At 64.8% G+C, this 23,158-nt stretch carries 19 protein-coding genes and 1 pseudogene; 9 read left to right on the plus strand and 11 right to left on the minus strand.

Annotated features, from left to right (window positions below):
- Positions 1 to 167 precede the first annotated feature (167 nt).
- A pseudogene (locus tag B3T59_RS01110) lies at positions 168 to 1,564 on the minus strand (IS1380 family transposase).
- 419 nt (positions 1,565 to 1,983) lie between these two features.
- A complete protein-coding gene (locus B3T59_RS01115; protein WP_039855792.1) occupies positions 1,984 to 2,547 on the minus strand; it encodes a helix-turn-helix domain-containing protein in 564 nt (187 codons plus the stop codon).
- A 492-nt stretch (positions 2,548 to 3,039) separates the two neighbouring features.
- Here B3T59_RS01115 and B3T59_RS01125 point away from each other — a divergent pair, with 492 nt between their 5' ends.
- The 3 genes from B3T59_RS01125 (at position 3,040) to B3T59_RS01135 (ending at position 5,663) form a co-directional block, all read left to right on the plus strand.
- A complete protein-coding gene (locus B3T59_RS01125; RefSeq protein WP_005206415.1) occupies positions 3,040 to 4,107 on the plus strand; it encodes an isopenicillin N synthase family dioxygenase in 1,068 nt (355 codons plus the stop codon).
- Positions 4,108 to 4,178: 71 nt separating this feature from the next.
- Positions 4,179 to 5,150 carry an isopenicillin N synthase family dioxygenase gene (locus B3T59_RS01130; RefSeq protein WP_039855795.1) on the plus strand — a complete coding sequence of 324 codons (972 nt, stop codon included), beginning with the start codon at positions 4,179 to 4,181 and terminating at the stop codon, positions 5,148 to 5,150.
- A 105-nt stretch (positions 5,151 to 5,255) separates the two neighbouring features.
- Positions 5,256 to 5,663, plus strand: coding sequence for a VOC family protein (locus B3T59_RS01135; protein WP_005206417.1), 408 nt, complete (start codon positions 5,256 to 5,258; stop codon positions 5,661 to 5,663).
- A 475-nt stretch (positions 5,664 to 6,138) separates the two neighbouring features.
- On the opposite strand, the gene B3T59_RS01140 is transcribed toward B3T59_RS01135, so the two are convergent.
- The 5 genes from B3T59_RS01140 to B3T59_RS01160 form a co-directional block, all read right to left on the minus strand.
- Positions 6,139 to 6,519, minus strand: a complete 381-nt coding sequence (locus tag B3T59_RS01140) for a DUF2637 domain-containing protein (protein WP_287001288.1) — start codon at positions 6,517 to 6,519, stop codon at positions 6,139 to 6,141.
- Positions 6,520 to 6,652: 133 nt separating this feature from the next.
- On the minus strand, positions 6,653 to 7,141 hold the full coding sequence (locus tag B3T59_RS01145) for a hypothetical protein (RefSeq protein ID WP_287001290.1): 489 nt from the start codon (positions 7,139 to 7,141) through the stop codon (positions 6,653 to 6,655).
- Positions 7,138 to 7,851 carry a ParA family protein gene (locus tag B3T59_RS01150; protein WP_287001291.1) on the minus strand — a complete coding sequence of 238 codons (714 nt, stop codon included), beginning with the start codon at positions 7,849 to 7,851 and terminating at the stop codon, positions 7,138 to 7,140. Before B3T59_RS01150 ends, B3T59_RS01145 begins: the two co-directional genes overlap by 4 nt.
- A gap of 453 nt (positions 7,852 to 8,304) precedes the next feature.
- On the minus strand, positions 8,305 to 10,065 hold the full coding sequence (locus tag B3T59_RS01155; RefSeq protein ID WP_287001292.1) for a DUF1295 domain-containing protein: 1,761 nt from the start codon (positions 10,063 to 10,065) through the stop codon (positions 8,305 to 8,307).
- Between the two features lie 11 nt (positions 10,066 to 10,076).
- Complete coding sequence (locus B3T59_RS01160) at positions 10,077 to 10,859, minus strand: LLM class F420-dependent oxidoreductase (RefSeq protein ID WP_005202490.1); 783 nt, start codon at positions 10,857 to 10,859, stop codon at positions 10,077 to 10,079.
- 149 nt (positions 10,860 to 11,008) lie between these two features.
- Here B3T59_RS01160 and B3T59_RS01165 point away from each other — a divergent pair, with 149 nt between their 5' ends.
- Complete coding sequence (locus B3T59_RS01165; protein ID WP_064861696.1) at positions 11,009 to 11,647, plus strand: class I SAM-dependent methyltransferase; 639 nt, start codon at positions 11,009 to 11,011, stop codon at positions 11,645 to 11,647.
- A gap of 9 nt (positions 11,648 to 11,656) precedes the next feature.
- Here the strand turns inward: B3T59_RS01165 and B3T59_RS01170 are convergent, their stop codons facing one another.
- The 4 genes from B3T59_RS01170 to dhaK form a co-directional block, all read right to left on the minus strand.
- Entirely contained in the window at positions 11,657 to 12,619 is a 963-nt protein-coding gene (locus tag B3T59_RS01170; protein WP_287001293.1) for an aldo/keto reductase, read from the minus strand.
- An 83-nt stretch (positions 12,620 to 12,702) separates the two neighbouring features.
- Positions 12,703 to 15,156, minus strand: a complete 2,454-nt coding sequence (gene ptsP, locus B3T59_RS01175) for a phosphoenolpyruvate--protein phosphotransferase (protein ID WP_064861689.1) — start codon at positions 15,154 to 15,156, stop codon at positions 12,703 to 12,705.
- Positions 15,153 to 15,671: a dihydroxyacetone kinase subunit DhaL gene (gene dhaL / locus B3T59_RS01180; protein ID WP_376782669.1), complete on the minus strand. Its 519-nt coding sequence runs from the start codon at positions 15,669 to 15,671 to the stop codon at positions 15,153 to 15,155. Before dhaL ends, ptsP begins: the two co-directional genes overlap by 4 nt.
- Before the next feature lie 140 nt (positions 15,672 to 15,811).
- The gene (gene dhaK / locus B3T59_RS01185) at positions 15,812 to 16,801 is read right to left on the minus strand and encodes a dihydroxyacetone kinase subunit DhaK (protein WP_064861688.1); all 990 of its coding nucleotides are present in this window, start codon (positions 16,799 to 16,801) and stop codon (positions 15,812 to 15,814) included.
- Positions 16,802 to 16,987: 186 nt separating this feature from the next.
- Here dhaK and B3T59_RS01190 point away from each other — a divergent pair, with 186 nt between their 5' ends.
- The 5 genes from B3T59_RS01190 to B3T59_RS01210 all read left to right on the plus strand — a co-directional run bounded on the left by B3T59_RS01190 (position 16,988) and on the right by B3T59_RS01210 (position 23,071).
- The gene (locus B3T59_RS01190; RefSeq protein WP_287001294.1) at positions 16,988 to 17,794 is read left to right on the plus strand and encodes an IclR family transcriptional regulator; all 807 of its coding nucleotides are present in this window, start codon (positions 16,988 to 16,990) and stop codon (positions 17,792 to 17,794) included.
- A gap of 53 nt (positions 17,795 to 17,847) precedes the next feature.
- Positions 17,848 to 19,110, plus strand: a complete 1,263-nt coding sequence (gene dinB / locus B3T59_RS01195) for a DNA polymerase IV (RefSeq protein WP_064861695.1) — start codon at positions 17,848 to 17,850, stop codon at positions 19,108 to 19,110.
- Between the two features lie 139 nt (positions 19,111 to 19,249).
- Positions 19,250 to 20,686, plus strand: a complete 1,437-nt coding sequence (locus B3T59_RS01200; RefSeq protein WP_287001295.1) for a CitMHS family transporter — start codon at positions 19,250 to 19,252, stop codon at positions 20,684 to 20,686.
- Positions 20,687 to 20,735: 49 nt separating this feature from the next.
- Positions 20,736 to 22,400, plus strand: a complete 1,665-nt coding sequence (locus tag B3T59_RS01205; RefSeq protein ID WP_005202461.1) for a sensor histidine kinase — start codon at positions 20,736 to 20,738, stop codon at positions 22,398 to 22,400.
- Positions 22,397 to 23,071: a response regulator gene (locus tag B3T59_RS01210; protein WP_005202459.1), complete on the plus strand. Its 675-nt coding sequence runs from the start codon at positions 22,397 to 22,399 to the stop codon at positions 23,069 to 23,071. The genes B3T59_RS01205 and B3T59_RS01210 overlap by 4 nt, the downstream gene beginning before the upstream one ends.
- The last annotated feature ends 87 nt before the right edge of the window (positions 23,072 to 23,158 follow it).

Raw genomic sequence — 23,158 nt, forward strand, 5'->3', positions numbered from 1 at the left:
CGATCGGTGGATCGAGGTTTAGCCTCAATCCACCGACGTGATGCCGAAGCCCGTTCGGGCAGAACGAGTGGATGTACGGGCAGTTGCGGGCATGCGGTGACCGCTGGTCTGCCCAGCTTTTCCACGGTGCAACTCCGGTCGTGCCGTCTCGGCGGGTCGGTCGGTGTTCAGGCGATAGCTGGCGGGCTGTGACCGATGGTGTTGGTCCACAGTCGAAGCCATGCGCCCGACCAGGGCCAGTGCGTGGGAAGCCGCAAGATCGGTTTTCGTTGCGGTCGACACAACCGGGCGGGAAGGTTGACGATCTTGCGGCGTAGCGTCGCCCCACGGGCGCGAGCATGCCCACCACCTGCAAGAACACCGGCGGCGCGCAGCAGATTGTGGGCGATCGCCGCGCAGAGCACCCAGGCGGAGTTCGCCCCGAAGCGCCCCGACGGCATGTGCGCCAGCGGCCCGTCGATGAGGTCGGCGAAGACGGTTTCGATGATCGCGTGCCGGCGATGGGTGACATCGGCGTCGGCGGCCGGGGCGGTGATGTTGGTGAAAAACGGGTGATATCGCCACACCGGGAACAACGCGTCGGGGAAGCGGGCATCTTTGACGCGACGCACGATCAACCTCGCGGTGACCGGAGCCTTGGTCGAAGCGAAAGCGGTGTAGGCGGTTTCGGCGACCTCGGCATCGGAGATCCACGCTCCGGTGTCCGGGTCACGCACGGCACCGGGATATCTCACCGGGGTCCACGCGTCGTCGGGGATCGAGTCGATCGCGCGTTGGACCGCGGTGTTCTTGGCCAGGACGAGCGAGAAGCACACCTTCGCGCGCAGGCATGCCGAGATGACCGAGCGGGTGCCGTAGGCGGAATCACCGCGTACCACGAGGGCACCGGTTGCGCCCGCTGTTCGGGCGGTGACGATGGCCTGCGTGACCATCCGACCTGACCTTTACCGGATCCGGCTTTCCCGGCGCGCAGTCGCATCCCGGTGATGATCGGCGTGGAGTCCGCCGTGCTGAGCGTCGTCGCCAGCGGGGACAGGCCTTTGCGCAGGATCTGTCTGCCGGCGATTTTCGTGTGTCCGTAGCTCGCGCCTTGTTTGGCGTGTCCGTAGACCGGGCGCAGCAGCGAGTCGATGTCGATGAACGCCTGCTCGGCCAGGCCGGGCAGGATCTCGACCCGGGCGGTGAGTGCGATCAGGTGTTCGCGGAGCACGGATTCGAGCTGGCGGGCATGGCCGAAGCTGAACTCGCGCAGCAGCGTTCCCACGGTCGAGGGCGCGTAGACGTTGCCGAACAGATGCTTCATGCCGCCCGAGCGCAGCAGGTCGATATCGTCGATGCTGTCGGCGCCGGCGCACATCCCGGCGATCAGGGTGAGCAGTTTCGGGCCCGGGTTCGCTGCCCCGGACGCGACCTTCGTGGTGGTGATCGAAACCTTCTCGGCGAGCAGGTCCGGCAGGCGGGTGTGTTCGGCCAAGGCCATGACCGGGACCAGTCCGGCGCACGAGACGAGGTTGTCCTCGTCGAACATGGCGGAGCCGTCGATGAACTTGTGGGACACTTTCACCGGAAGTGCCTTTCGTGAACTGGTGGATTTGTTGTGTGAGAACTCCAATCTTCCCAGTTCAGGGGGCACTTTCTTCAGTTCGACACGCTGCTGTGCAGCCGATCCTTCGGTGGAATCAGGCTTAGCCGGCAGTCCAGCGTTCGACGGCCAGGCCGTCCGCCGGGTATACGGCGCAAACCGATAGCACGGGCACCTCGCGACTTGGGCCTATCTCCCGGAGTGGATTTCGCGTTGGACAGGACAATTCGGGTCCGTCGAACAACGGCGTTGACATAGCACCTCGACGCGCACGAAGACCAGTCAGAACTCTCTGCCGGAGGCGCGTTCGCCCAACGGCAGGCGCTCTGAGGCCCTTCTCGGGTAGCGCGGATCGCGTCCCCCTGATTGCTGTCAGCTTGTAGTGCGGACCGCCGCGCATTTCAGAAGGATGGTGGCGTGCCGACGAAGAGGAAGACGGCGGTCTCATCGGTGTCGTTGAACCATTGATGCTGCACGCTCGCCGAGTAGTAGACGGTGTCGCCGGAGCGAAGCACGACACTCTGCCCACCAATGTTGAGGCGGACCTCGCCCATCACGACGTAAACGAATTCTTCCCCGGCGTGACTTGTTGCTGCCTCGGCGGAGCTATGCGGCTCGGCAGTCACTTCGTTGCAATCCATAAGTCGCGTTCCGCCCACGCAGAACCGGACCACGGCGTCGGGCCCGAGGTTGTAGCGTCGCGCTTCCCCGTTCCGGACCACTTTCACAGGTATGCGGTTGCTCTGTTCGAGCAGATCATGGGCTGTAGTTCCCAGTGTCTGAGCGATCCTGTGCAAGTTGATCACGCTTGGGGTTGTGTTGCCGTTCTCTACTTGGCTGAGGAACGGCTGCGAAAGATCAGTGCTGGTTGCAAGTGCCGACAGGGTCAATCCCGCGCTCTTGCGAGCGGCTCGAATCGATGAGCCCAGGGATCGCGCAAGTATTGCCTGATCGTCGTCATCCACACACGCAAGGTAGCAGTCTCCGAGCTGTCTGAACCACGGCAGATCGCGGACAGGTAACGCAACGGCAACCTCAGAAACACCAACGAAACTATACTGATAGAGAGAATGAAATATTCGTGTGGAGAATATTCCAGGTAAGCATCTGCCTCCCTATTGGAGTATCCCATGCCCGCTCTCACAGCGCCGCAGTCCCCGCCGGGCGCCAATCCTGTCGACCTCCGCCCACCAATCTCACAGCTCGTGATGTTCGGTATCCAGCACGTCCTGATCATGTACGCCGGATGCGTCAGCGTTCCGCTGATATTCGGCGCAGGGGAAAGTTCCCGAACACAATTCAAATTGTTCTCGGCAGCGGCATCACCCTCGCTGCCATCACTGCATTCACACTGAACCTCATTCTCAACCACACAGCACTCGGCGACAGCGCACGCAGGGCAATGTCCAACATCAGCGCAGACGCACGCGCAACCACAACCGACGGAGAGAATCAACATGCTAACCCCTGACACCAACGATCATTTTGAAGTCCCGATCGTCGACATCACCGCCTACACCACAAACGGCACGCCTGAAGCCAAAGCTGAAGTGGCAAATCAGCTCGACCAAGCCTGCTCGACTGTAGGTTTCATCCAGGTTCTCGGACACGGAATCCCCAACGAAGCGATCGACGGGTTGCGGAATGCAGTAGACGCCTTCTTCGCCCTGCCGATCGATGAAAAACGAACCTACCGAGTCGATGGCAACAGGGGATACACGCCGCCTAAAAGTGAATCGCTGAGACTGAGCCTCGGCCTAGAATCAGCAACCCGAATGAACGACTTCTTCGAGGCCTTCAACGTCGGTGCCGAGGCCAGATCATTTCCGGAACTCAACCTGTCCGAAGACGATTACGGCATCAACGTTTGGCCGACCTTGAGTAGCTTCAGATCCAATGTAGAGGCGTACTACGCGCACGCATCCCGAGTCGCCCGCACCCTGACCACAGTCTTCGCCGATGCGCTTGGCTTGCCCAGCGACTACTTCGAGTTCCTCACCGACCATTCTGTCGACGTTCTCCGAATGAACAACTACGCACTGCCCGAAGGCACTGTCAACCTGGACGGTGACCTAACCGGCATGGGCGAACACACAGATTTTGGCCTCGTCACAGTCCTCTGGGCCGATCAAGTGCCCGGTTTGCAGGTACTTGACGGAACTGGAAACTGGCACGATGTTCAGCCCATGGATGACGCACTTCTGATCAACTTGGGCGACCTCACCGCACGCTTGACCAATGACCGCTGGATGTCGACGCTGCACCGCGTGAAGCCGCCGATCGTCGACGGAACGATCAAGCGTCGACGCTCGGTTGCGTTCTTCCACGACGGCAACATCGATGCCACCATTGTCACTCTGCCCAGTCATCTCGAAGCAGACAACGGGCTTGCCTACGAGCCGATCCTCGTGCGTGACCACATTAAAGCCAAACTTGCCGGTTCTCAGCAAGGAAAAGCCAACACCGCTGCAGTTCGCGAAGCATCGCGCGTCCTCGCCGCAGTAAGCAAGGCGGATCGCTCCTAAAAACCGCATTGATGCAGAAACGGCACTCACTCACCACACTCCTACTCTCCAAAAAATCGAGGAACCTCCACATGAACGCACCGCTCATACCACTCGTTGATCTGAATTCCTGGCAAACCGGTGACGCCGAGACTCGGCGCTCGGTCGCCGCAGAGGTCGACCAGGCGCTCCAGCAGTCCGGATTCTTGCTCCTGGCCAATCACGGAGTCGCACCCACGCTGGGAACCGAGCTGCGTGCTGCTGCCAAAAAGTTCTTCGCCCTTCCGGCCTCAGTAAAAGCGCAGTATGAGACTTCAGTCGGCGGCCGCGGGTGGCTGCCGAGTGGCAAGGAAGCCAATTCCTTCGACGGCGAGGACTCGGACTCCAACAAGCCCGACATGAAAGAGAGTTACACCATCGGGCGCGATTACCTTACTGGTGACCCCGCCCTCGACAAGTATTGGTTCCGGCCCAACGTGTGGCCAACGGAAGTCCCCGAACTCCAACAGTGCGCTACCCGCTACATGACTGAAATGTACCGACTGTACGACGACCTGCTTCGCATCTGCGGTGAAGCGCTCGACCTTGGTGCAGAGTGGTTCATCGAACGCACCTCCAGTGGAACCCGAACCCTCAACATCAACCGCTACCCCTCGCTTGAGGAGGCCGGTGCGCCGAAGGAAGGGCAGTTCCGCGTCGGCCCACACACTGACTGGAGCATTTTCACCCTCCTCGACCGCCAAGTAGGCTACGGCGGCTTCCAAGTCGAGAGCAATGGAGAGTGGTTCGACGCGCCCTTTGTCGAAGGAGCACTCGTGATCAACATCGGTGACCTAATGGCCCGCTGGACGGGCGACCGCTGGCGCTCGACCCGCCATCGGGTCTTGCCGCCACAAGACCAAGCACCAAAGGAAGAACTCATCTCGCTGATCCAGTTCTGCGACGCCAACGTTGACGCCGTCGTAGAGCCGATGCCCGCACCCGTCGGAGTCAACACAGACCTGCCCGCGATCGAGGCCGGCGAGTATCTCCGTCGGCGTGCTCAAGCCGCGACGGTCAGCTGATCAAGTACCCACTGCTCTCTATACCCGACCGAATCTCGCCTTCGTTCAGGTCAAACCGCTTGTGCGCGGCCGCCAACGCGGGAGCGCCCGTCAGCTAGGAGACTCATGACTACACAGAACATATCCCTGTCTTTTGTCAGCATCATCTGCAGCGACTTCATCTCGCAAGCATCGTTCTATGGGACCGTATTTTCTCTGCCAGAAATCGAAGAACTCGCGTCAGAGCACTTTCGAGCGTTGCGCGTAGGCGGCACTACTCTTGGGTTTCACACTCCGGGGGCACTCGAACTTCTCAGTCTGCCTCCGGAGACGATCATCGGTGACAGCTCGGCCTCATTCTGGACGTTTGAAACCGCTGACGAAGCGGCAGTGGACACGCTCGTAGCTGACGCGTTGACCGCTGGTGCCACGCTAGTCAAAGCACCGTATCTGACCTACTACGGTGCGCGGCAGGCAGTTCTGCGTGATCCAGAAGGAAACGTGTTTCGGATCAATAGGAGCGGTGTCCAATAGTTCCGGTGCGAGCCGAGGGGTTAAATGTCGCCGCGAGTACTACCCGCCATTCACGCTGAGTTCGTGTTGCAAACGACGCAGTTGTTATACCCCAGGGAGGGCTAATCCGACTCGCCGCAGGCCGAATAGGCTCCAGTTCAAGGGGGCCAACCCGGCGACTAACTAGGCGCTATTGTCGACGACTTCGCTGCACATACAGGCGTCGACCACCGGAGGATTACCGAGCGCCCTGCTCAGCGACGAAGGCCGCCGCCAGAGAATGCGCGGTCCAACTGGCGACATCACTACGCCAGATCACGGTTTTGTTCAGTGCTGCTGCGGCTAGCCACGACTTCATCTGCGGTCGATGTTGCATCTATCACCTAGTCGACTTGGAAGCTGGGCATCGACGTCGCCGCCCGTCCGCCTACACACGCACCGCGTTCTGCACCCGAAACCCTGATCGCAGCTATTCTGCCGGTTCTAATAGCGCTACTTACCAGTAACGATGGCGATGGCCACGGCCATCAGGCCGTGCATGACCCCTGGTCGCTGGCCAGGAATGCGTGGCCGGCATTGCCGGCGACACTGACTGTGCTGGAGATCGCCAGCATCGCGAAGTGGTATCGCTTGCCGGCGTCGTCGCGGCGTAGACGCACCAGGTGGCTTGCAGAATGAAGACGTCGATCACGACGGGTAGGAGCCAGGTCAGGCGGTCCGGGATGGCCCCGGACATGCGGGCGAGGTCGCTCAGTGCTGTGAAGCTCAGGGTGAATGAGGCCGCAACGACGATGAGGCTCAGGATGACCGCGGTGGCCACGCTGGCGGTGTTCGTCGCGGCCTCGGTGGTGTTGCGGGCGTGGGTAGGGTCGGACATAGATCAACAGCTCCATTTCTGTTGGTCGTCGGTCCTGGTGGTGCTCCAATCACCACCAGGACCTCTTTAACTCACCCCGTCAGGCGGCAGGCCTGACATAGATCAAACGTTGTGCAGTTGTGCCGTTACAACGTCAGTGGCGGGGCCTGCCTGGCTTCGTGTGTGCGGTTGCGGCACTCTCGGCGCGGATTGCCTCGATGACCTGCTCCGGCGTCATCTCGTTCATGAGCTTGCGAACGGCATATCGTGCGATAGCGCTGCGAGAGTCGATCCGAGGCTTGCTGCGGCGGCCGGCAATGCTCACCTCTTCCAGCCAGTCGTCGGTCGGCTCATCGAAGTAGATCGTGCTCGGGCCGACAGTGCGTCCCGCCGCACTCGCCGCGGTCGCCGCACTCGCCGTGCTCGGTGCGGGTGCGGGAGCCGCAGGCTGCTTCTTTTTGGTAGGCGAAGAGGCCTGCGCGGCCGCTGGGGCGTTGGCTGTGGTGTCAGGTTGCTCGGGTGCCGGCTCCGGCGCCGTAGCCGGTGCGGCAGAGACAGCGGGGGCTGTGTGCCGCGGTGGTGGCATTGAACGTGCCCTCGCGCGCTTCTGTCGGGCCTGGGCCATGTCATCGAGTCCACTCATCGGACGTACTCCTGGACGAACTTCGCGGTCTTTTCGTATGCCTCGGCGACAGGCTGCAGTGCCTTTGCCGGCGGGTTCTCTGAGGTGATGGCGATTCTCTTTGTCCGTCGTTCCACCGCAACTGCTCGAGGAATTGAAGGGCCAACCTGGACCGGGGTGCCTTCGACCGCCCTCGCGAGCCTTCTGAGTTCCGCCTCAGGCGGGACAGGCGGGATCATCGTGGGCGAGATGATGAGCGGATAGTCGGGCATGTCGTTGATCAGCTCTTCCGTGGCCGTCAGATCCAGGTTTCGGAGTGGGGTGGGGACGATGACGGCGTGAGCGACACTGAGGGCGCCAGCCGCAGCTGGGGAGATCCCGGGGTGGGTGTCGACGATGACCCATTCGGTGTCCCACTCCCCCGCCCATCGTTCAAGAGCGTCGGCCACGACGTCGTGCTGGGGCATCTGGTCGTAGAGGTCGGGGTGGCCGGGAACGAGACGTGGTTTGCCGTGCCCTTTCAACGGACGCGGGGTGCGGCCGCTTTGGAGTGCGTCGAGAATGGGGATGCGGAGCCGGTCCAACGGCCGATAGCCCCACTTACCTGTCACTCCCCCACCGTCGTGTTCGAAGTCGACGAGGACCGCATCGAGTAGGTGAGCGAGCTCGTAGGCTCCCGTACTCTTCCCCACCCCGCCTTTTCGGGAGTGGTGCACGACGATCTTTGCCATTGCGATCCTCCATTGTTGAAGCGTTGTGACTGCACAACGCTTAGAAACTCGTTCCGACACTTGGACGCTGGAACGTTCTGCCGTTTCAGCTTTGTAGTCGCGGAACGTTGCAACATTTCGACCGGGAAACTTTCAACCTGTGCAACTTTTGAACGTTCCCACGTTGCAACGTGGCTGCGTTACAACGCTACAAGTTTTCAGCGGTGTAACTGCGTGGCGCTGGAACCATTTAACTACACAACGTTCCCCAGTGACAACGTTACACGCGCACAACGTTCCCAGTTCCTAACGTTCCCAGTTCCTAACGTTCCCATCTCTTAACGTTTCACAGCTCTAATGTTTCCACATTTGGACGTTGTAGCGTTACAACCGCATCCGCGTTCACTCGGGATGAAGGTGGAGACGATCGAGAAGCAGCATGGACGTGCTGGGACCCCCAGGTGGGGGGGGGTCTCAGCTATCGGGTGTCGCGGTCTCGGGTGGCGGCGCAGGCCGCGCACCGGCCCACCGGTAGTCGCTGCGACCAGGCATCTCGGTTGCCACGGTGACGAACAGGCTGCCTTGCTCCCGTCCGGCTATATCGGTGTGGGTAAGACGGTCCCGAAGAACCTTGAGCCCGCTCCGCATGCGAGCCCGCTCACCTGGTCCTTCGGCGTGGTAGGCCTTGCGTTCGCCGACGATCCGCGCGCGGAGTTGTTTCGCTCGCTCGAAAGCACCGATAGAGGTAGCCGCGGAGTCGACAGCTCCCTTGTCTGCCTGAGCGGGGACCACTGTCCAGCGAGTTCCCTTCCCAGTGCCGATCCGGGTGACCAGGCCGAGCGAACCGAGAGTGTTGAGCAGACCCAGGACACCCCATCCAGTACCGCCGGGGGGCAAAGGGGACTTACCAGCCACCTCGGAGGTGGTAACCGCACGTTCTTGGGTGGCCAGCAGGGACCAGAGGGTGTAAGCCAGGTGCCCTAGTTGCCCCCAGAGGGGGTGGAGCCATAGGGGGACTGTGACGTCATGGTCACCATTTCCCCGGTAAAGCTCGTCTGGCACTCGCAGCGAGTAGAGGGCAGCCTCGTTGGCTGGCCCATCCTGCCAATCACGGGTGCGAACAAGCAGGCCGCGCTCCTGGAGGCGTTGGAGGTGGACGTACGCACGGCTGTCGCACACCGACATCCAGGTCGCGAGGCACCGTTTGGCGATCGGGCGATCGACGAGGCCGTGGCCGTCGGTGAACCGGTGTGTGATGACGGCGACCGCGGCCGCGACGAGGTCGGGTTCGTCCCAGGTGGCGATCTCCGCCAGCGCGTCGTCGACAAGTGCTTGGTCGGCGGGGTCAACCGGCGGCCGATGGGTACTGGCACGCGCAGTGATGCTCTGCCAGTGCGCGGCACACGCAGAGCGCGCGCGCCGGCGGTCACCGTCGCGGTCGCGGAACTTCGCAAAGGCCGGACAGTGGGCGTAGAACCATCGCACCGCGGCAAACGAACGAAAACCGACATCCCACAACACCCACGCTGCGGCCGTCGCCGCCGCTGAGCGGTCCTCGCCTCCGGTGTCGTTGAGGATGCGCCACTGCTGCGCAGAGATGGGCGTGCGCCGCCGCCAGGCTCGTGGCGCCTGCCACTGCAACTCCTCCGCACCATCGCTGTCAGGGGCAAGTTCGTGCATCTGTGCGACCGCGGACAGCGCGACCATAGGACCCGGGGTGGGGGAGTGGGGGGTGAGGTCGTCAGTGATGGCGGCGCGGAGTCGATCGCCGGCATGGGCAACGACCGCGCCGATACGCACCCTCTTGACCTGACCGTCGCGGCGGTGGACCTCTACCTCGAGGCCGGGGCGGTAGACCTCGGCATCGAGCTGCAGCGTGATCAGCACGAGCAGGAGGTTCTGGTAGATCACGATGAAGAACAGGTTGAACAACCAGAACTGCCACTTACTCATACGGGAGCGCAGCACGGCCCAGCGGTAGTCCTCGGTACCGGTATACCCACCGCGTCGGGCGAAGTTGAACGTCAGACGGATACCCCACGCCGTCACGAGCACAGCCATCACCGTCACGCGAACGTCGAAGTGGCTGTACGCCGCGAACACCCAGAGGTAGATGACAGGCGCGATCGACCAGATGCGGTCGACCCACGACGTGTCGCCGGTGACCAGCGACGCGACCCAACAGCCAAGCGAGATGACACCCGCGATGATGGCGACGACGGCGAGGCTCGACATATTGACTCAGTTCACCCGCGCCAGCGGCACAAGGCTTCGACGGCCGTCAGGTCGTACTCGGGGCCGGTGGTGCCAACGGTGATCAGCGAGACGCCCTCGGCGCTGATGGCATCGGCGGTGCGCACCAGCTCTTCGACGTCGCCGGTGAACGGGATGCCCGCCGACCGCTCGATGGTTTCGGGGTCGCGGCCGATCTCCTCGCAGTACCCAGACAGCACCTTGGTCTTGTGCCGGTAGGTCTCGACGTCGTTGAAGCCGTGCCAGGCATCGGCGTACTTCGCGACGAGCGGGAGGGTCTTCTTCTCGCCGCTGCCACCGATGAGGACCGGAATGTGCCGGGTGGGTTGGGGATTGAGCTTCTCGAACCGTGAGGCGATCCGCGGCAGTGCCTCGCCCAGCTCGCCGATGCGGCTGCCCTTGGTGCCGAAGTCGTAGCCGTACGCGTCGTAATCCTTCTCGAACCAGCCCGCGCCGATGCCGAGGATGAGTCGGCCGCCGGAGATGTGGTCGACTGTGCGTGCCATGTCGGCAAGCAAGTCGGGATTGCGATACGAGTTGCACGTGACGAGCGCGCCGATCTCGACGCGTTCGGTCTGCTCAGCCCACGCGCCGAGCATGGTCCAGCACTCGAAATGCGCGCCGTCGGGGTCGCCGTAGAGCGGATAGAAGTGGTCCCAGTTGAAGATGATGTCGACGCCGAGGTCTTCTGCCCGCAAGACCGCGTCGCGGATCAGCGAGTAGTCGGGGGCGTGCTGCGGCTGGATCTGGACTCCGATGCGAATGGGAAATGCCATGTCTCCCAGTCTGCCCCTCCGCGAGCGCCGCGTCGATGACCAACTTCCGCCGGTCGAGCCCACACCGCCGGTCGAGCTTGTCGAGACCACTTCTTGCCTCCAACGCAATGCTGCTCGACGCCGCGCGGCGGCGGTGTCAGGCTGGACCGATGAGCCACGACCAGAACCCGCACACGGCGGCCGAGTGGGACGCGAGGTACGCCGACACCGAGCGCCTCTGGACGTCGAACGTGAACCCCTCCCTGATCGCTGAGGCCTCCGACCTGGCGCCGGGCACCGCGCTCGACGTCGGAAGTGGCGAAGGTGCCGATGCCCGCTGGCTCGCCGAGCGCGGATGGCAGGTCACGGCGATCGACATCTCGCAGGTCGCCGTCGACCGCGCACGGCAGAGCTTCCCCGGACCCGAGATCACTTGGCTGCAAACAGATCTCGTCGTCGACGACGTACCGGGTGGTGACTTCGCTCTCGTCGCAGCGCACTACTTCCCGATCCTCGCCGAAAACCGTTCGGTGGCAGAGAAACTCGTCGACGCCGTCCGGCCGGGCGGCTCACTGCTGGTGGTGGCACACGCGCCAGACGGCGTGCGCGCACACGGGTTCGACCCCGCCGACTACGTGCAACCGGACGACATCGCGACCCTGCTCGAAAGCCGGCCCGCGGACGGTGAGTCCAGGGAAGGTGGCTGGGAGATCGTCACCCACGAGACCCGCCCGCGCGGCATCCCCGCTGGTGGCGGGCACCACATCGACGACGTGGTGTTGCTGGCGCGTAGGTTGCCCGCTCGGTAGCGGCTTGCTCTAGCTCCAGTCGCGCTGCGACCGCTTCGACCAGTAGTCGTCGGGCGACTCGGGGTGCGCGACGAGTTCCGTGAGCACCGCGGGTTCGAGTGTCACCGTGCCCGCGGCGACATTGCTGTCGACCTGCTCGACACTCACCGCGCCCGACAGCACGTGTGATGCCCAGGGCTGGGCCAGCGCAGCCGCCAGCGCGACCTGGTCGGTGGGTACGCCCAGTTCGTTTGCAGCGAGGTCGACGGCGCGTCGGGCGTCGGAGTCGTCGTCGACGCCAGGCGCCAACCGGCCGTTGGCCATGGCCTCCTTCACGACCACCGACAGGCCCGCCTCCGCGGCCTCCGCCAGCGCTGGGCCCACCGACGTCTCCAGCAGATTCCACGTCGACTGGACGACCCCGAAGAGCGGTGCTCCGCCGACTTCGATCGAGAGCGCTTGTCGCACAACGTCGGCCTGCGACGCGCCCGACGTCGAGAAGCCGATGCGATAGCCGTCGTCGCGCAGTCGTGCGAGCGCGTCGAGCAGTGCGGGGTTGGTCAGTGCCGGACTGTCGGGTGTCAGCGAGTGGATCTGGTAGATGGAGAGCGCTTCGCCGAGTATCGAGCGGCTCGCGGTCCACTGGTCGACGAACTCGCCGAGACTGTGGTCCTTCACCTCGTGAACCGAGGCGTCGAGTTCCCATTCGCCGACGTAGCGGTAGCCCCACTTCGACGCGACGACCACGTCGTCGACGTCGGGACGATCACTCAACCAGTCGGCGAGGAACTGCTCCGACAGTCCGTACGACCGCGCGCAGTCCAGGTAGCGCACCCCGTCGGCGTAGGCGGCGTCGAGCACCGCGTACGTGCGCGCACGCATGTCCTCGATGCTGCGTTCCTCGCCGAGGTCGTCGTCTCGTCCGGTCGTGATGTACGCCGGACGTCCGACCGCTGCCAGGCCCAGTCCGATTGTGGCGCTTGGTGTTGTCACTTCTCGACCTCGTGAACCCCGTCGACTGTGTCCGCTCGTGTGTTGGCCTGCATGCGTTCGAGTCTATCGAGCGGCGCTGCTCACTAGGTGAGTGCGGCGCGCACCGAGGCGGCCGTGTCGGCTTCGAGGCACCGTTCGACGAGCCTGGGATTGGTGGTGGCCTCGATGCCGCGTACCGCCTGCTTGACCGGTGGGACCGCGCGGGGAGCGACGCTTAGCTCCCGCACCCCAAGCGCAACAAGGAGATCCGTTGCCGTCTCATCGGCCGCCAGCTCTCCGCAGACTGCGACCAGGCGGTCGGGTCCCGCACCGCGACAGACCCTGTTGATCAGTGTGACGACTGCGGGATCGAGTGGATCGGCAAGCGCCGCAACGGAAGTGTCGCCGCGTTCTGCGGCAAGCGTGTACTGCGTGAGGTCGTTGGTACCGATGCTGAAGAAGTCGACGTGCGGTGCGAAGGCGGCGGTCTTGAGGGCTGCTGCAGGGACCTCGATCATGATTCCCACCTCGAGTCCCGCCGGTACACCACGTCCGACGGAAGTGATCATAGAGTCGAGATGCTTTCGGGCGGTGAGCAGTTCGTCGACGGTGGTCACCATCGGGAACATGATGCTGATCGGGGTCTGGTGTGCGACGGTGATGATGGCTCGGAGCTGGTCGTCGAAGAGGGTCTTTTCCGCCAGTGCGAGGCGGAGCCCACGCAGGCCGAGGAAGGGGTTCTCTTCGGCGGGTTGCGGCGCGAACGGGAGTGGTTTGTCGCCTCCGACGTCGAGCGTGCGCAGCGTGATGCGTTGGCCGCCAAGGGCATCGGCCATAGCGAGGTAGGTGTCGATCTGCTCGTCGACGGAGGGTGGCAGCGCACGGTCGAGGTAGAGGAACTCGGTACGGACCAACCCTGAACCGTCCGCGCCACTTTCGGCCGCGGCGCGTGCGTCTTCGACGGAACCGAGGTTGGCTGCCACCAGTATTCGCGTGCCGTCGGCGGTGCTCGCGGACTCGTGCGCCGCCGCGCGGGCGAGTTCTCCGCGCTCCGCAGCCCGCGATGCCTCGCCGCGCAGGCGTTCGAGGGTCTGACTGTCAGGGTCGACGATGATCTCGCCGGTCGATCCGTCGAGGGCGACGGTGACACCTGGTTTGATGGCCAAGACGTCGGAGCCTGCCGCGACGACCGCGGGTATTCCTCGCGCGCGGGCGAGGATTGCAGCGTGACTTGTCGGGCTCCCGCCTTCGAGGATGATGCCAGCGACCTTCTCGGCGTCGAGGACGGCCGCCTGTGCCGGCAGCAGATCGTCGACGACGAGGATGCCGGTGCCATCAATGGTTGCGTCCGCGATGCCTGCCAGCTTTCGGAGCACCTGCTGTCCGACCGCGTGCACGTCGACGGCGCGTTCGCGCAGGTAGGGGTCGTTGACGGCGCGCCATTCGGCTTCGACTGCAGCCACTGCCTCCGCCCACGCGTGTGACGCGGGTGCGCCGGACTCGATGCGCTCGCGGGCCGCGGCCACGAGGTCGGGATCGTCGAGCATCACCAGGTGGGCGTCGAAGATGGCGGCGTCGGCGGGGCTATGACGCGCTGTCGTGGCGCGCAGGCCCTCGATGTCGGCGCGTACAGCGTCGAGGGCGTTGCGCAGTCTCGTGGACTGTGCGTCGGCGGAGTCGTACTGCTCGTCGGGGGGCTCGACGTCGACGACCGCGGGCGTGAACACCGGACCGATCGCGATCCCGGGCGACGCCGGCAGGGCGGAGTGGTCTCGACAAGCTCGACCAGCGGTGGTAACCCGACCAGCGGGGGAGGCAGCTCGACCAGCGGCGGCCGTGTCCTCCTCGCCAAACCGGTTGCGCGCCAGCGTGGTCAGGTGTTCGACGGCGGCGCGGGCGTCGGGGCCGCTCGCGTCGATCTCTAGGCGCTGGCCGCACCGCACGGCGAGGCCCACCACCTGCGACATGCTGCTCGCCGACGCCGGGCCTGCGCCGGTATCGAGGTTGCGCAGCGTGACCTCGGCGTCGAATTGTCTTGCCTCCGTCACCAATCGGGCGGCTGGCCGGGCGTGGAGGCCATGCGGGTTCTCGACCTTGACGACGGCGGTCTCACCCCCGGTCGGTGCATTCACACCGCCAGCCGGCACATCCTCGACGCCCAACGCCGATCGCTTGGGCGTCAGCGCCTGCGCCGCCTCGGCGGCGACGTCGGCGGGTGAAGCCCCAGAGGCGGCGGTCACGGCCGCGGCCATGAGTCCCTCGACCAACGGAGCCGCCGACAGCACGGTGCGCTCGCGGACCTCCGGGTCGATCAGTTCAAGCGCGAGTTCGGCTGACAGAACAGCACTTCCGAGATCCATCAGGACCACGACGCCCTGTGCGTCGTCCGCCTTCTCGATCGCGTCGACGATGGCGGTGGCATCGGTGCCGAAGGTCTCGGCGTCGAGTCCCGCTGCGACGGCGATGCGCGTCGTCGATCCGTGGAGCATCTCCGATGCCAGTGCCACCGCGGCGTCGGCAAGCGCCCTGCTGTGAGAGACGACCACCAGCCCCGTCATGGTGTGCCGGTCGCGTTCACGGCTTCGGCGAGCGCGTCGACGAGCATCGCCGCGCTCGTCGCTCCCGGATCCTGATGTCCGACGCTGCGCTCACCGAGATACGACGCGCGACCCTTGCGGGCAACCATGTCGACGGTCGAATCGCGTCCGGCGGCGGCAGCATCGGCGGCGACCTGCAGTGCCTTCGGCAGTGCTGCGCCGTCGGCGAGCGCCGCATCGAGGGCATCGCATGCGGGGTTGAGCGCATCGAACATGGTCTTGTCGCCGGGCTGTGCGTGTCCGCGGTCGACCACGCCGGCAAGGCCGGCGCGCAGTGCCGCGGCGAGCGTCGTGCCGTCGATCTCGCTGCTGTCGCCGATGGCGCCCGCCATCCGGAGCAGCAGGGTGCCGTTCAGCGGCCCGCTGGCGCCGCCGACCTTGCTGACGAGTGTCATGCCTGCCTTCTTCAGCATCGGTCCCGGCAGGTCTGGACTATCGGCGAGTCCGTCGACGACGGCGGTCATGCCGCGTTCCATGTTCGATCCATGGTCGGCGTCGCCGATAGCGGCGTCGAGTTGGGTCAGGCCGTCGACGTCGGCACCACGTCGCTGGTGAACAGGCGGAGCCAGGTGGCGATGGTGTCAGTGGTCAGGGTGGTCATGACGTGCCCTTTCGATCAAGCCCAGTGCAGGTTCGGTGTGTCGACCGGAGCGTCCCACAGATCGGTGAGTTCGTCGTCGAGTCGCAGGAGCGAGACCGAACATCCCGCCATGTCGAGGCTGGTGACGTAGTTGCCCACGAGGGTGCGCGTTGCGGTGATGCCAGCGGCGTCGAGTAGTCGTGTGAATTCGGCGCACATCAGATAGAGCTCGATCAGGGGTGTTCCGCCGAGGCCGTTGACCAGCAGGACGACCCCGTTCTCGCCGAGGGTGAAGTCGAGGTCGGCGAGAACCGGATCGATCAGCATCTGCGCCATCTCATTCGCCGAAGGCAGTTCGACGCGTTTGCGGCCCGGTTCGCCGTGGATGCCGACGCCGAGTTCGATCTGATTCTCGGGGAGGTCGAAGGTGGGGTGGCCGACCGCGGGGACCGTGCAGGAGGTGAGAGCGAGGCCCATGGTGCGTGCGTTGTCATCTGTCTTGCGTGCCAGCCTGGCGACTTCGGCGAGGTCGGCGCCGCGCTCGGCGACCGCCCCGGCGATCTTCTCGACGAAGACCGTGCCGGCTACACCGCGTCGACCGACCGTGAAACTGCTGTCGGTGACGGCCACGTCGTCGTCGACGATGACAGACACCACCTCGACGTCGGCGAGCTCTGCGGCCATCTCGAAGTTCATCACGTCGCCGCTGTAGTTCTTCACGATGTGCAGCACGCCAACGCCACCGTCGACGCCGCTGGTGGCGGCCAGGATCTGGTCGGGGACGGGCGATGTGAAGACCTCGCCGCAGGCGGCGGCGTCGAGCATCCCTTGGCCGACGAATCCGCCGTGCAGGGGCTCGTGGCCGCTCCCTCCGCCGGAGACCAACCCGACCTTTCCGCGACGTGGTCCCTCCGCTCGGAAGATCACCCTGTTCTCGTGGTCGACGCGCAGTCGGGGATGAGCGGCCGCAACCCCGCGCAGTGCGTCGGCCAGCACATCGGCCGGCTCGTTGATGAACTTCTTCATGAGCCACTACTCCTACGGGACACATCTGCGGGTACGCACGGTGAGGCCGAGCAATTCATTCGACATTATCGAATGAAATGTCACACTACGCCCCGCGCGATGTGACGGGCAATACTTTCCGAAGATGGAACAGGCGAGATCTCTCCCCGGGGAGATCGCTGAGACGATTGCTGCGAGAATGTCTGGATGATTCAGTCCGTAGACCGCGCGCTCCGCGTGCTCACGGTGCTGGCGGGCGACCACCGGATGAGTCTCGGACAGATCGCGGAGAGGCTCGAGCTGCCGCCGTCGACCGTGCACGGCATCGTCCGCACGCTGCTCGCACACCGCATGGTCGTGCAGGAGCGCGATTCGGGGCGCTACCGCCTCGGACCTGCGGTTCTCACCTTCGGAAACGTGTACCTCGACAGTCTCGAACTCCGTGCGCGGATCGCGCCGTGGGCTGAGGATCTCGCACGACGCAGCGGACTCGCGGTCCGCACCGCGGTGATGTTGATCGACGACGTCGTGGTGGTCCATCACCAACCGAGGCTCGACGGTTCGCGGCAGATGCCCGAGGTCGGAATCGTCATTCCCGCGCACGCGTCGGCCCTGGGCAAGGCGATCATGGCGTTCGACGCCAAGCTGACCGACGACATCCTCGACGCCGACCTGCGCGACATGACCGGCTCGACCCTCACCGATCCGGCGGCGCTGCGCGCGACCCTCGCCGATGTGCGCGCGACAGGACTCGCCGAGTCCGTCGAAGAGGCTGTTTTGGGTGAGTGCGAACTCGCAGCCGTGTTGACCGACCGGATGGGTGGTCCGATCGGTGCCGTCGGTGTCGTCGCCACCGCGGAGCAGTGGCCACTCGAGTCGTCGGTCGCCTCGATGCTGCGCGACGTCGCCCGCAATACCTCGCGCGAATTGGGCGCTGCCACTTGGCCTCCCGTGGTTCAGGACGAGCGCGCCACCGACAAGGATGCCTGGCGGCGGAGGTCCCGCACAGGTTGATCGGGGCAGCTCGGGTGTAGAGAATGTCCGACCTGCATGCGAACATGTGTTCTATGCGGATCGAGCGACGCGAGCGGCACGAGGCGTCGATACTTCACGCCGACCTCGACTCCTTCTACGCGTCGGTCGAGCAGCGCGACAACCCGGCACTACGTGGACGGCCGGTACTCGTCGGCGGTGGGGTGGTGCTCGCCGCCAGCTATGAGGCCAAGGCGTTCGGCGTGCGGTCGCCGATGCCGGGCCACGAGGCGCGGGCGCTGTGCCCGCGCGCAATAGTGGTGCCGCCGCGCTTCGAGGCCTACGTCGAGGCCAGCCGCGCGGTCTTCGAGATCTTCCACGACACCACACCCATCGTCGAGGGCATCTCGGTCGACGAGGCGTTCCTCGACGTCGCGGGCCTGCGTCGAGTGTCGGGAACACCGGTCGAGATCGCGGAGCGTTTGCGTAGACGCGTCAGCGACGAGGTGGGACTGCCGATCACTGTGGGACTTGCGCGCACCAAATTCCTCGCAAAGGTCGCGAGCGCCGTCGGCAAGCCGGACGGGCTGCTCGAGGTGGCACCGGGAACCGAGCTGGCGTTCTTGCATCCGCTACCCGTTCGGAGGCTGTGGGGCGTCGGGCCGGTGACCGAGGCCAAACTGCACGACGCGGGCGTCACCACGGTCGGCGGGATCGCCCGGCTCGGCGAGCGCTCACTCAAGCACATCGTCGGACCGGGCTCTGCGCGTCACCTCTTCGCGCTGTCGATGGCCACCGATCCGCGTCGTGTCGAGACCGGGCGTCGACGCTCGTCGATCGGTTCGCAGCGGGCGCTAGGCCGTCGACCCAAGAGCGAAGCCGACCTCGAGGCGACCGTCGTCGCTATCGTCGAGCGCCTGGGGCGTCGCCTTCGTAATGCCGAACGAGTCTGTCGCACAGTCGTATTGCGTCTCCGGTTCGACGACTTCTCACGTGCAACACGGTCGCGAACACTGTCCGACGCCACCGATCGCACCGACGTGATCATGTCGTCGGCGCGCGGATTGCTCGACGACGCCCTGCCCGTGATCCGCGACCGCGGATGCACGTTGATCGGATTGTCGCTCACCGGACTCGACGAGCGCGACTCGATACAGCTCACCCTGCCGTTCGACCAACCCGACCCTGCCGACCGCCGGGTGCGCGCGGTCGAGGCGTCGAGTCCGCTCAGCGGTCGGGGCGCGCACCTCGACACAGCGATGGACGATCTGAGAACGCGATTCGGCCGCGACGCCGTCACCCGCGGCGTACTCCTCGGACGCCACCACGGCGACGACGCCCCGATGCTCCCGGACTGAACGGCAGCCCGTTTCCCGTGCGCAGAACGCGCAAAACGTGCCTTACGCGCACAAGCTTCACTGTGATCTGGACTACCCCGACACTCGATCAGTAACGGGCAACACACCGCTCGCGAACGACACGAGAAAGAGCACGGAAATGTTGGTAGCACTCGGGTTGGGCATGGTCGCCACGTTCATGTTCCTCATCATCACCAAACGCGCGACACCAGTGGTCGCGCTCATCCTGGTCCCGGTCGCGTTCGGGCTGTTCGCCGGCGCAGGCCTCAGCATCAGCGACATGATCACCGACGGGATCAAAGAACTCGCCCCTACGGCGGCGATGCTGTTCTTCGCGATCATCTTCTTCGGGATCATGATCGACGTTGGGCTCTTCGACCCCATCGTTCGGCTGGTGGTCCGGATGGTCGGGCACGATCCGGCGCGGCTGGTCGTCGGCACCGCAGTGCTCGCGATGGTCGTCTCACTCGACGGCGACGGCTCGACGACGTTCATCATCACCACCGCGGCGCTCCTACCGCTTTATCTGAAACTACGCGTCAGCCCCGTCGTCCTCACCGTCGTCGCAGGTCTCGCGAACGGCACGATGAACATACTTCCGTGGGGAGGCCCCACGGCTCGTGCGGCGAGTGCGCTGAAGATCGATACCAACGACATCTTCCTGCCCATGCTCCCCGCGCTCGGGGCTGCGCTGCTGGTCGTCCTGGCTTTCGCCTATCGCCTCGGCGTGCTGGAGCGTCGTCGGATCGGGCGTCTGGAAGTCGACGACGCAGTGCTCGTGCCGCGCGGTGAACTGGTTGCCGCTGGAGTCGGCGGGTCCGGGACGACATCGAACAACCGACCAGCTATCTCGACTGGTTCGGGCGGAACCGACTCCAGCACAGGCGATGTCGCCACGCCGTCGGATGGCGACGGGGAGTCGGCGTTCACCGGGGTTCTCGATCCGAATCGAAAGACGTTGCGGCCCAAGCTGGTCTGGGTCAACGCGACCCTGACGGTCGCCCTGCTGGCGATCCTCGGAGCCGACATCGTCGCGATCCCCGTTCTGTTCATGATCTTCGCGGCTATCGCGCTTGCCGTGAACTTCCCGCACATCAAAGATCAACAGGAGGCCATCACCCGCCACAGTTCCAGCATCGTCTCGGTGGTCGCGATGGTGCTAGCCGCTGCGGTGTTGACCGGAGTGTTCAGTGGGACCGGGATGGTGGACGCCATCGCACATTGGATGGCCGACGGGATTCCGAGCGCGATGGGTCCGCACATGGCAATCGTCATCGGGATCGTTTCGATGCCGTTGACATTCCTGATGAGCAACGATGCGTTCTATTACGGTGTGCTTCCGGTCCTCTCGGAGACCGCCTCGCGGTACGGCATCGATCCCGCAGAGATGGCACGCGCCTCGATCACCGGCCAGACCGTTCACATGCAGAGCCCGCTGGTGCCCGCGATCCTGCTGCTGGTCGCGCTCGCGGGGGTCTCACTGGCCGACCATCACAAGAAGGTCCTGTGGCGAGCAGCACTGGTATCGGTGACGATGCTTGCTGTGGGCGTCGTGGTCGGCGCGATCCCGTTCTGAGAGTTCGAACTCCAACCGCCGCACTACTGCCGACGCCTAGGCTCTACACATGCGATTACGGACGCAGGTTCTTCTGCTGCAACTGTCCGTCATCGCGGTGAGCCTCGGCGTCGGTTTCGGCGTCGTGCTCGCGGGTACCGACGACCGTAGCCGCGACGAGTACGCGCAACGCGCGCTCGCGATCGCGCAGTCGGTGGCGGCCGATCGTGAAACGGTCAGCGAGGTCGCGGAAAGCGACCGCAGCGACCTCGACGTCAGCCAACTGGCGAACGGTCCGATTCAAGCCCAGGCATCCGCGGTGCGTGAGCGCACCGGAGCGTTGTTCGTCGTGATCGCGAACGCCAACGGCATCCGGTTGTCGCACCCCGATCGGGGCGAGGTCGGGAAGCACGTGTCGACCGATCCCACCAAGGCGCTGTCGGGGCAGGCCGATATCACCACCGATCGCGGCACGCTCGGCGAGTCCGTGCGCGCGAAGGTGCCCATCATCGACGACGGTCGCGTTGTCGGACTGGTGAGCGTGGGTGTCTCGACGGCCGACCTTGCGGCAGCGACGCGTCGGGCAATCGGGACCACGGTGCTGATCGCTCTGGCGGCGCTCGCCGTCGGCGCGGTGGGATCAATCCTGCTCGCGCGTCGATGGCGTCGACTCACTTTGGGTCTCGAACCCGACGAACTGGCCGAACTGGTCCGCGATCAGGGCGCCGTGTTGCACGCCATGGCCGACGGCGTGCTCGCTGTCGACGCGACCGGTGTCATGCGCGTCATCAACGACAAGGCACGTCAGCTGCTCGACATCACTGATGAGGTCGGTGCCAGCGTCGACGATCTCGAGCTCAGCGACCGGATCCGGGCTGTGCTGCGCACCCCGACCCCCGATCCGGTCGCCGCGACCGTCGGCGACCGCATCGTGCTGGTGTCGTCGCACCGGGTCGATGTCGACGAGCGCGACCTCGGTATCGTCGCGTCGATCATCGATCGCACCGACGTCGAAGAGCTCACCCGCGAGATCGATTCGATGGGCGCGATGAGTACGGCATTGCGCGCACAGCGCCACGAGACGGCGAATCGGCTGCACGTGCTCGCCGGCCTCCTGCGTCGCAGCCACGTCGACGAGGCGCGCGCATACCTATCCGAATTGACGGGCAGCGCAGGTCATTTCGGTCTGGAAGGAATCGAGAACATCGACGAGCCGCATCTGTCCGCATTCCTCGACGCCAAGGCCTCGCACGCCAGAGAACGCGGCGTCGTACTCGGTCTCGGCGATCAGACGTGGGTGCGCGGGACGCTTCTCGATCCGATCACGGTCACGACCGTCGTCGGAAATCTCGTCGACAACGCGATCGATGCAGCAGCGCAACGCATCGGAGAGTCCGATGGCGACAACGATTCACGGCCACACGTCGACGTGGACGCGATTACGGAGGGCGACGAATTGCTGATCACCGTCACCGATTCGGGGCCGGGAATCGGATTCGACGATCCCGCAACGATCTTCTCCGACGGTGTCACGACAAAGGACGCCCCGTCGGTGCCGGGAGGACGGGGAATGGGTCTGGCGTTGTCGCGGCAACTCGCCAGGCGACTCGGCGGCGACATCGTCGTCGTCGATCCTGGTGGAGAGCGTCGGAGCGACGTTGAAAACCGTTGGGGTGGTGCGGTTATCGTTGCACGACTACCCGGCGTGTTCGATTCGACAGCGGTTGTCCGATGAGTACGCCGACGCGTGAACTCGGGGTGCTGATCGTCGACGACGACTTTCGCGTCGCCGGACTCCACGCGGCAATCGTCACCGCGCTACGAGGTTTCCGCGTCACCGCGACGGCGGGGTCGGTCGCGCAGGCGCGCGAAGCCCTCGCTTCGCACCCCGACACCGACCTGGTCTTGCTCGACGTTCATCTGCCCGACGGTTCCGGCATCGACCTCCTTGCCGAGTTGGAGTGCGACTGTTTCATCGCCGGTGCAGAGACCGATGCAGCCGCTGTGCGTCGCGCGCTGCGTGCCGGTGCCCTGACGTACCTCATCAAACCGTTCGACGACACCGAACTCGCACGACGTCTTGCCGGCTACGCCCACTATCGGCGTGCACTCGCCGCTGAGCACATCGACCAGGCGGCCGTCGACGCCGCGCTGTCGGCCATGCGCACGGGTACTCGACCCGTCCCTCACGCCGGCGACAGCGGCTCGCACACCGAGCGCACGATCCTCGACCAGTTCACCGAGGGCGAGTCGATGTTCGCCGACGAGGTCTCGGCACGAATCGGGGTCTCGCCCGCGACCGCGCGGCGCCACCTCGCGGCGCTCGTCGACAGTGGCAGGCTGCTCATGTCGCTGCACTACGGCAGTACGGGTCGCCCACGGCAGGTGTATCGGCTGCCGGGGTGAGATCTCCGGGCAAACACCCCTTCCGGGTAACACCTTGGGCGAATTTACGGTGAAGAGCCGCGCACGCGGCTTGGTGTCCGCGTAGAA

It is taken from the genome of Gordonia sp. UBA7860, assembly GCF_002500165.1.
GTDB lineage: Bacteria > Actinomycetota > Actinomycetes > Mycobacteriales > Mycobacteriaceae > Gordonia > Gordonia sputi.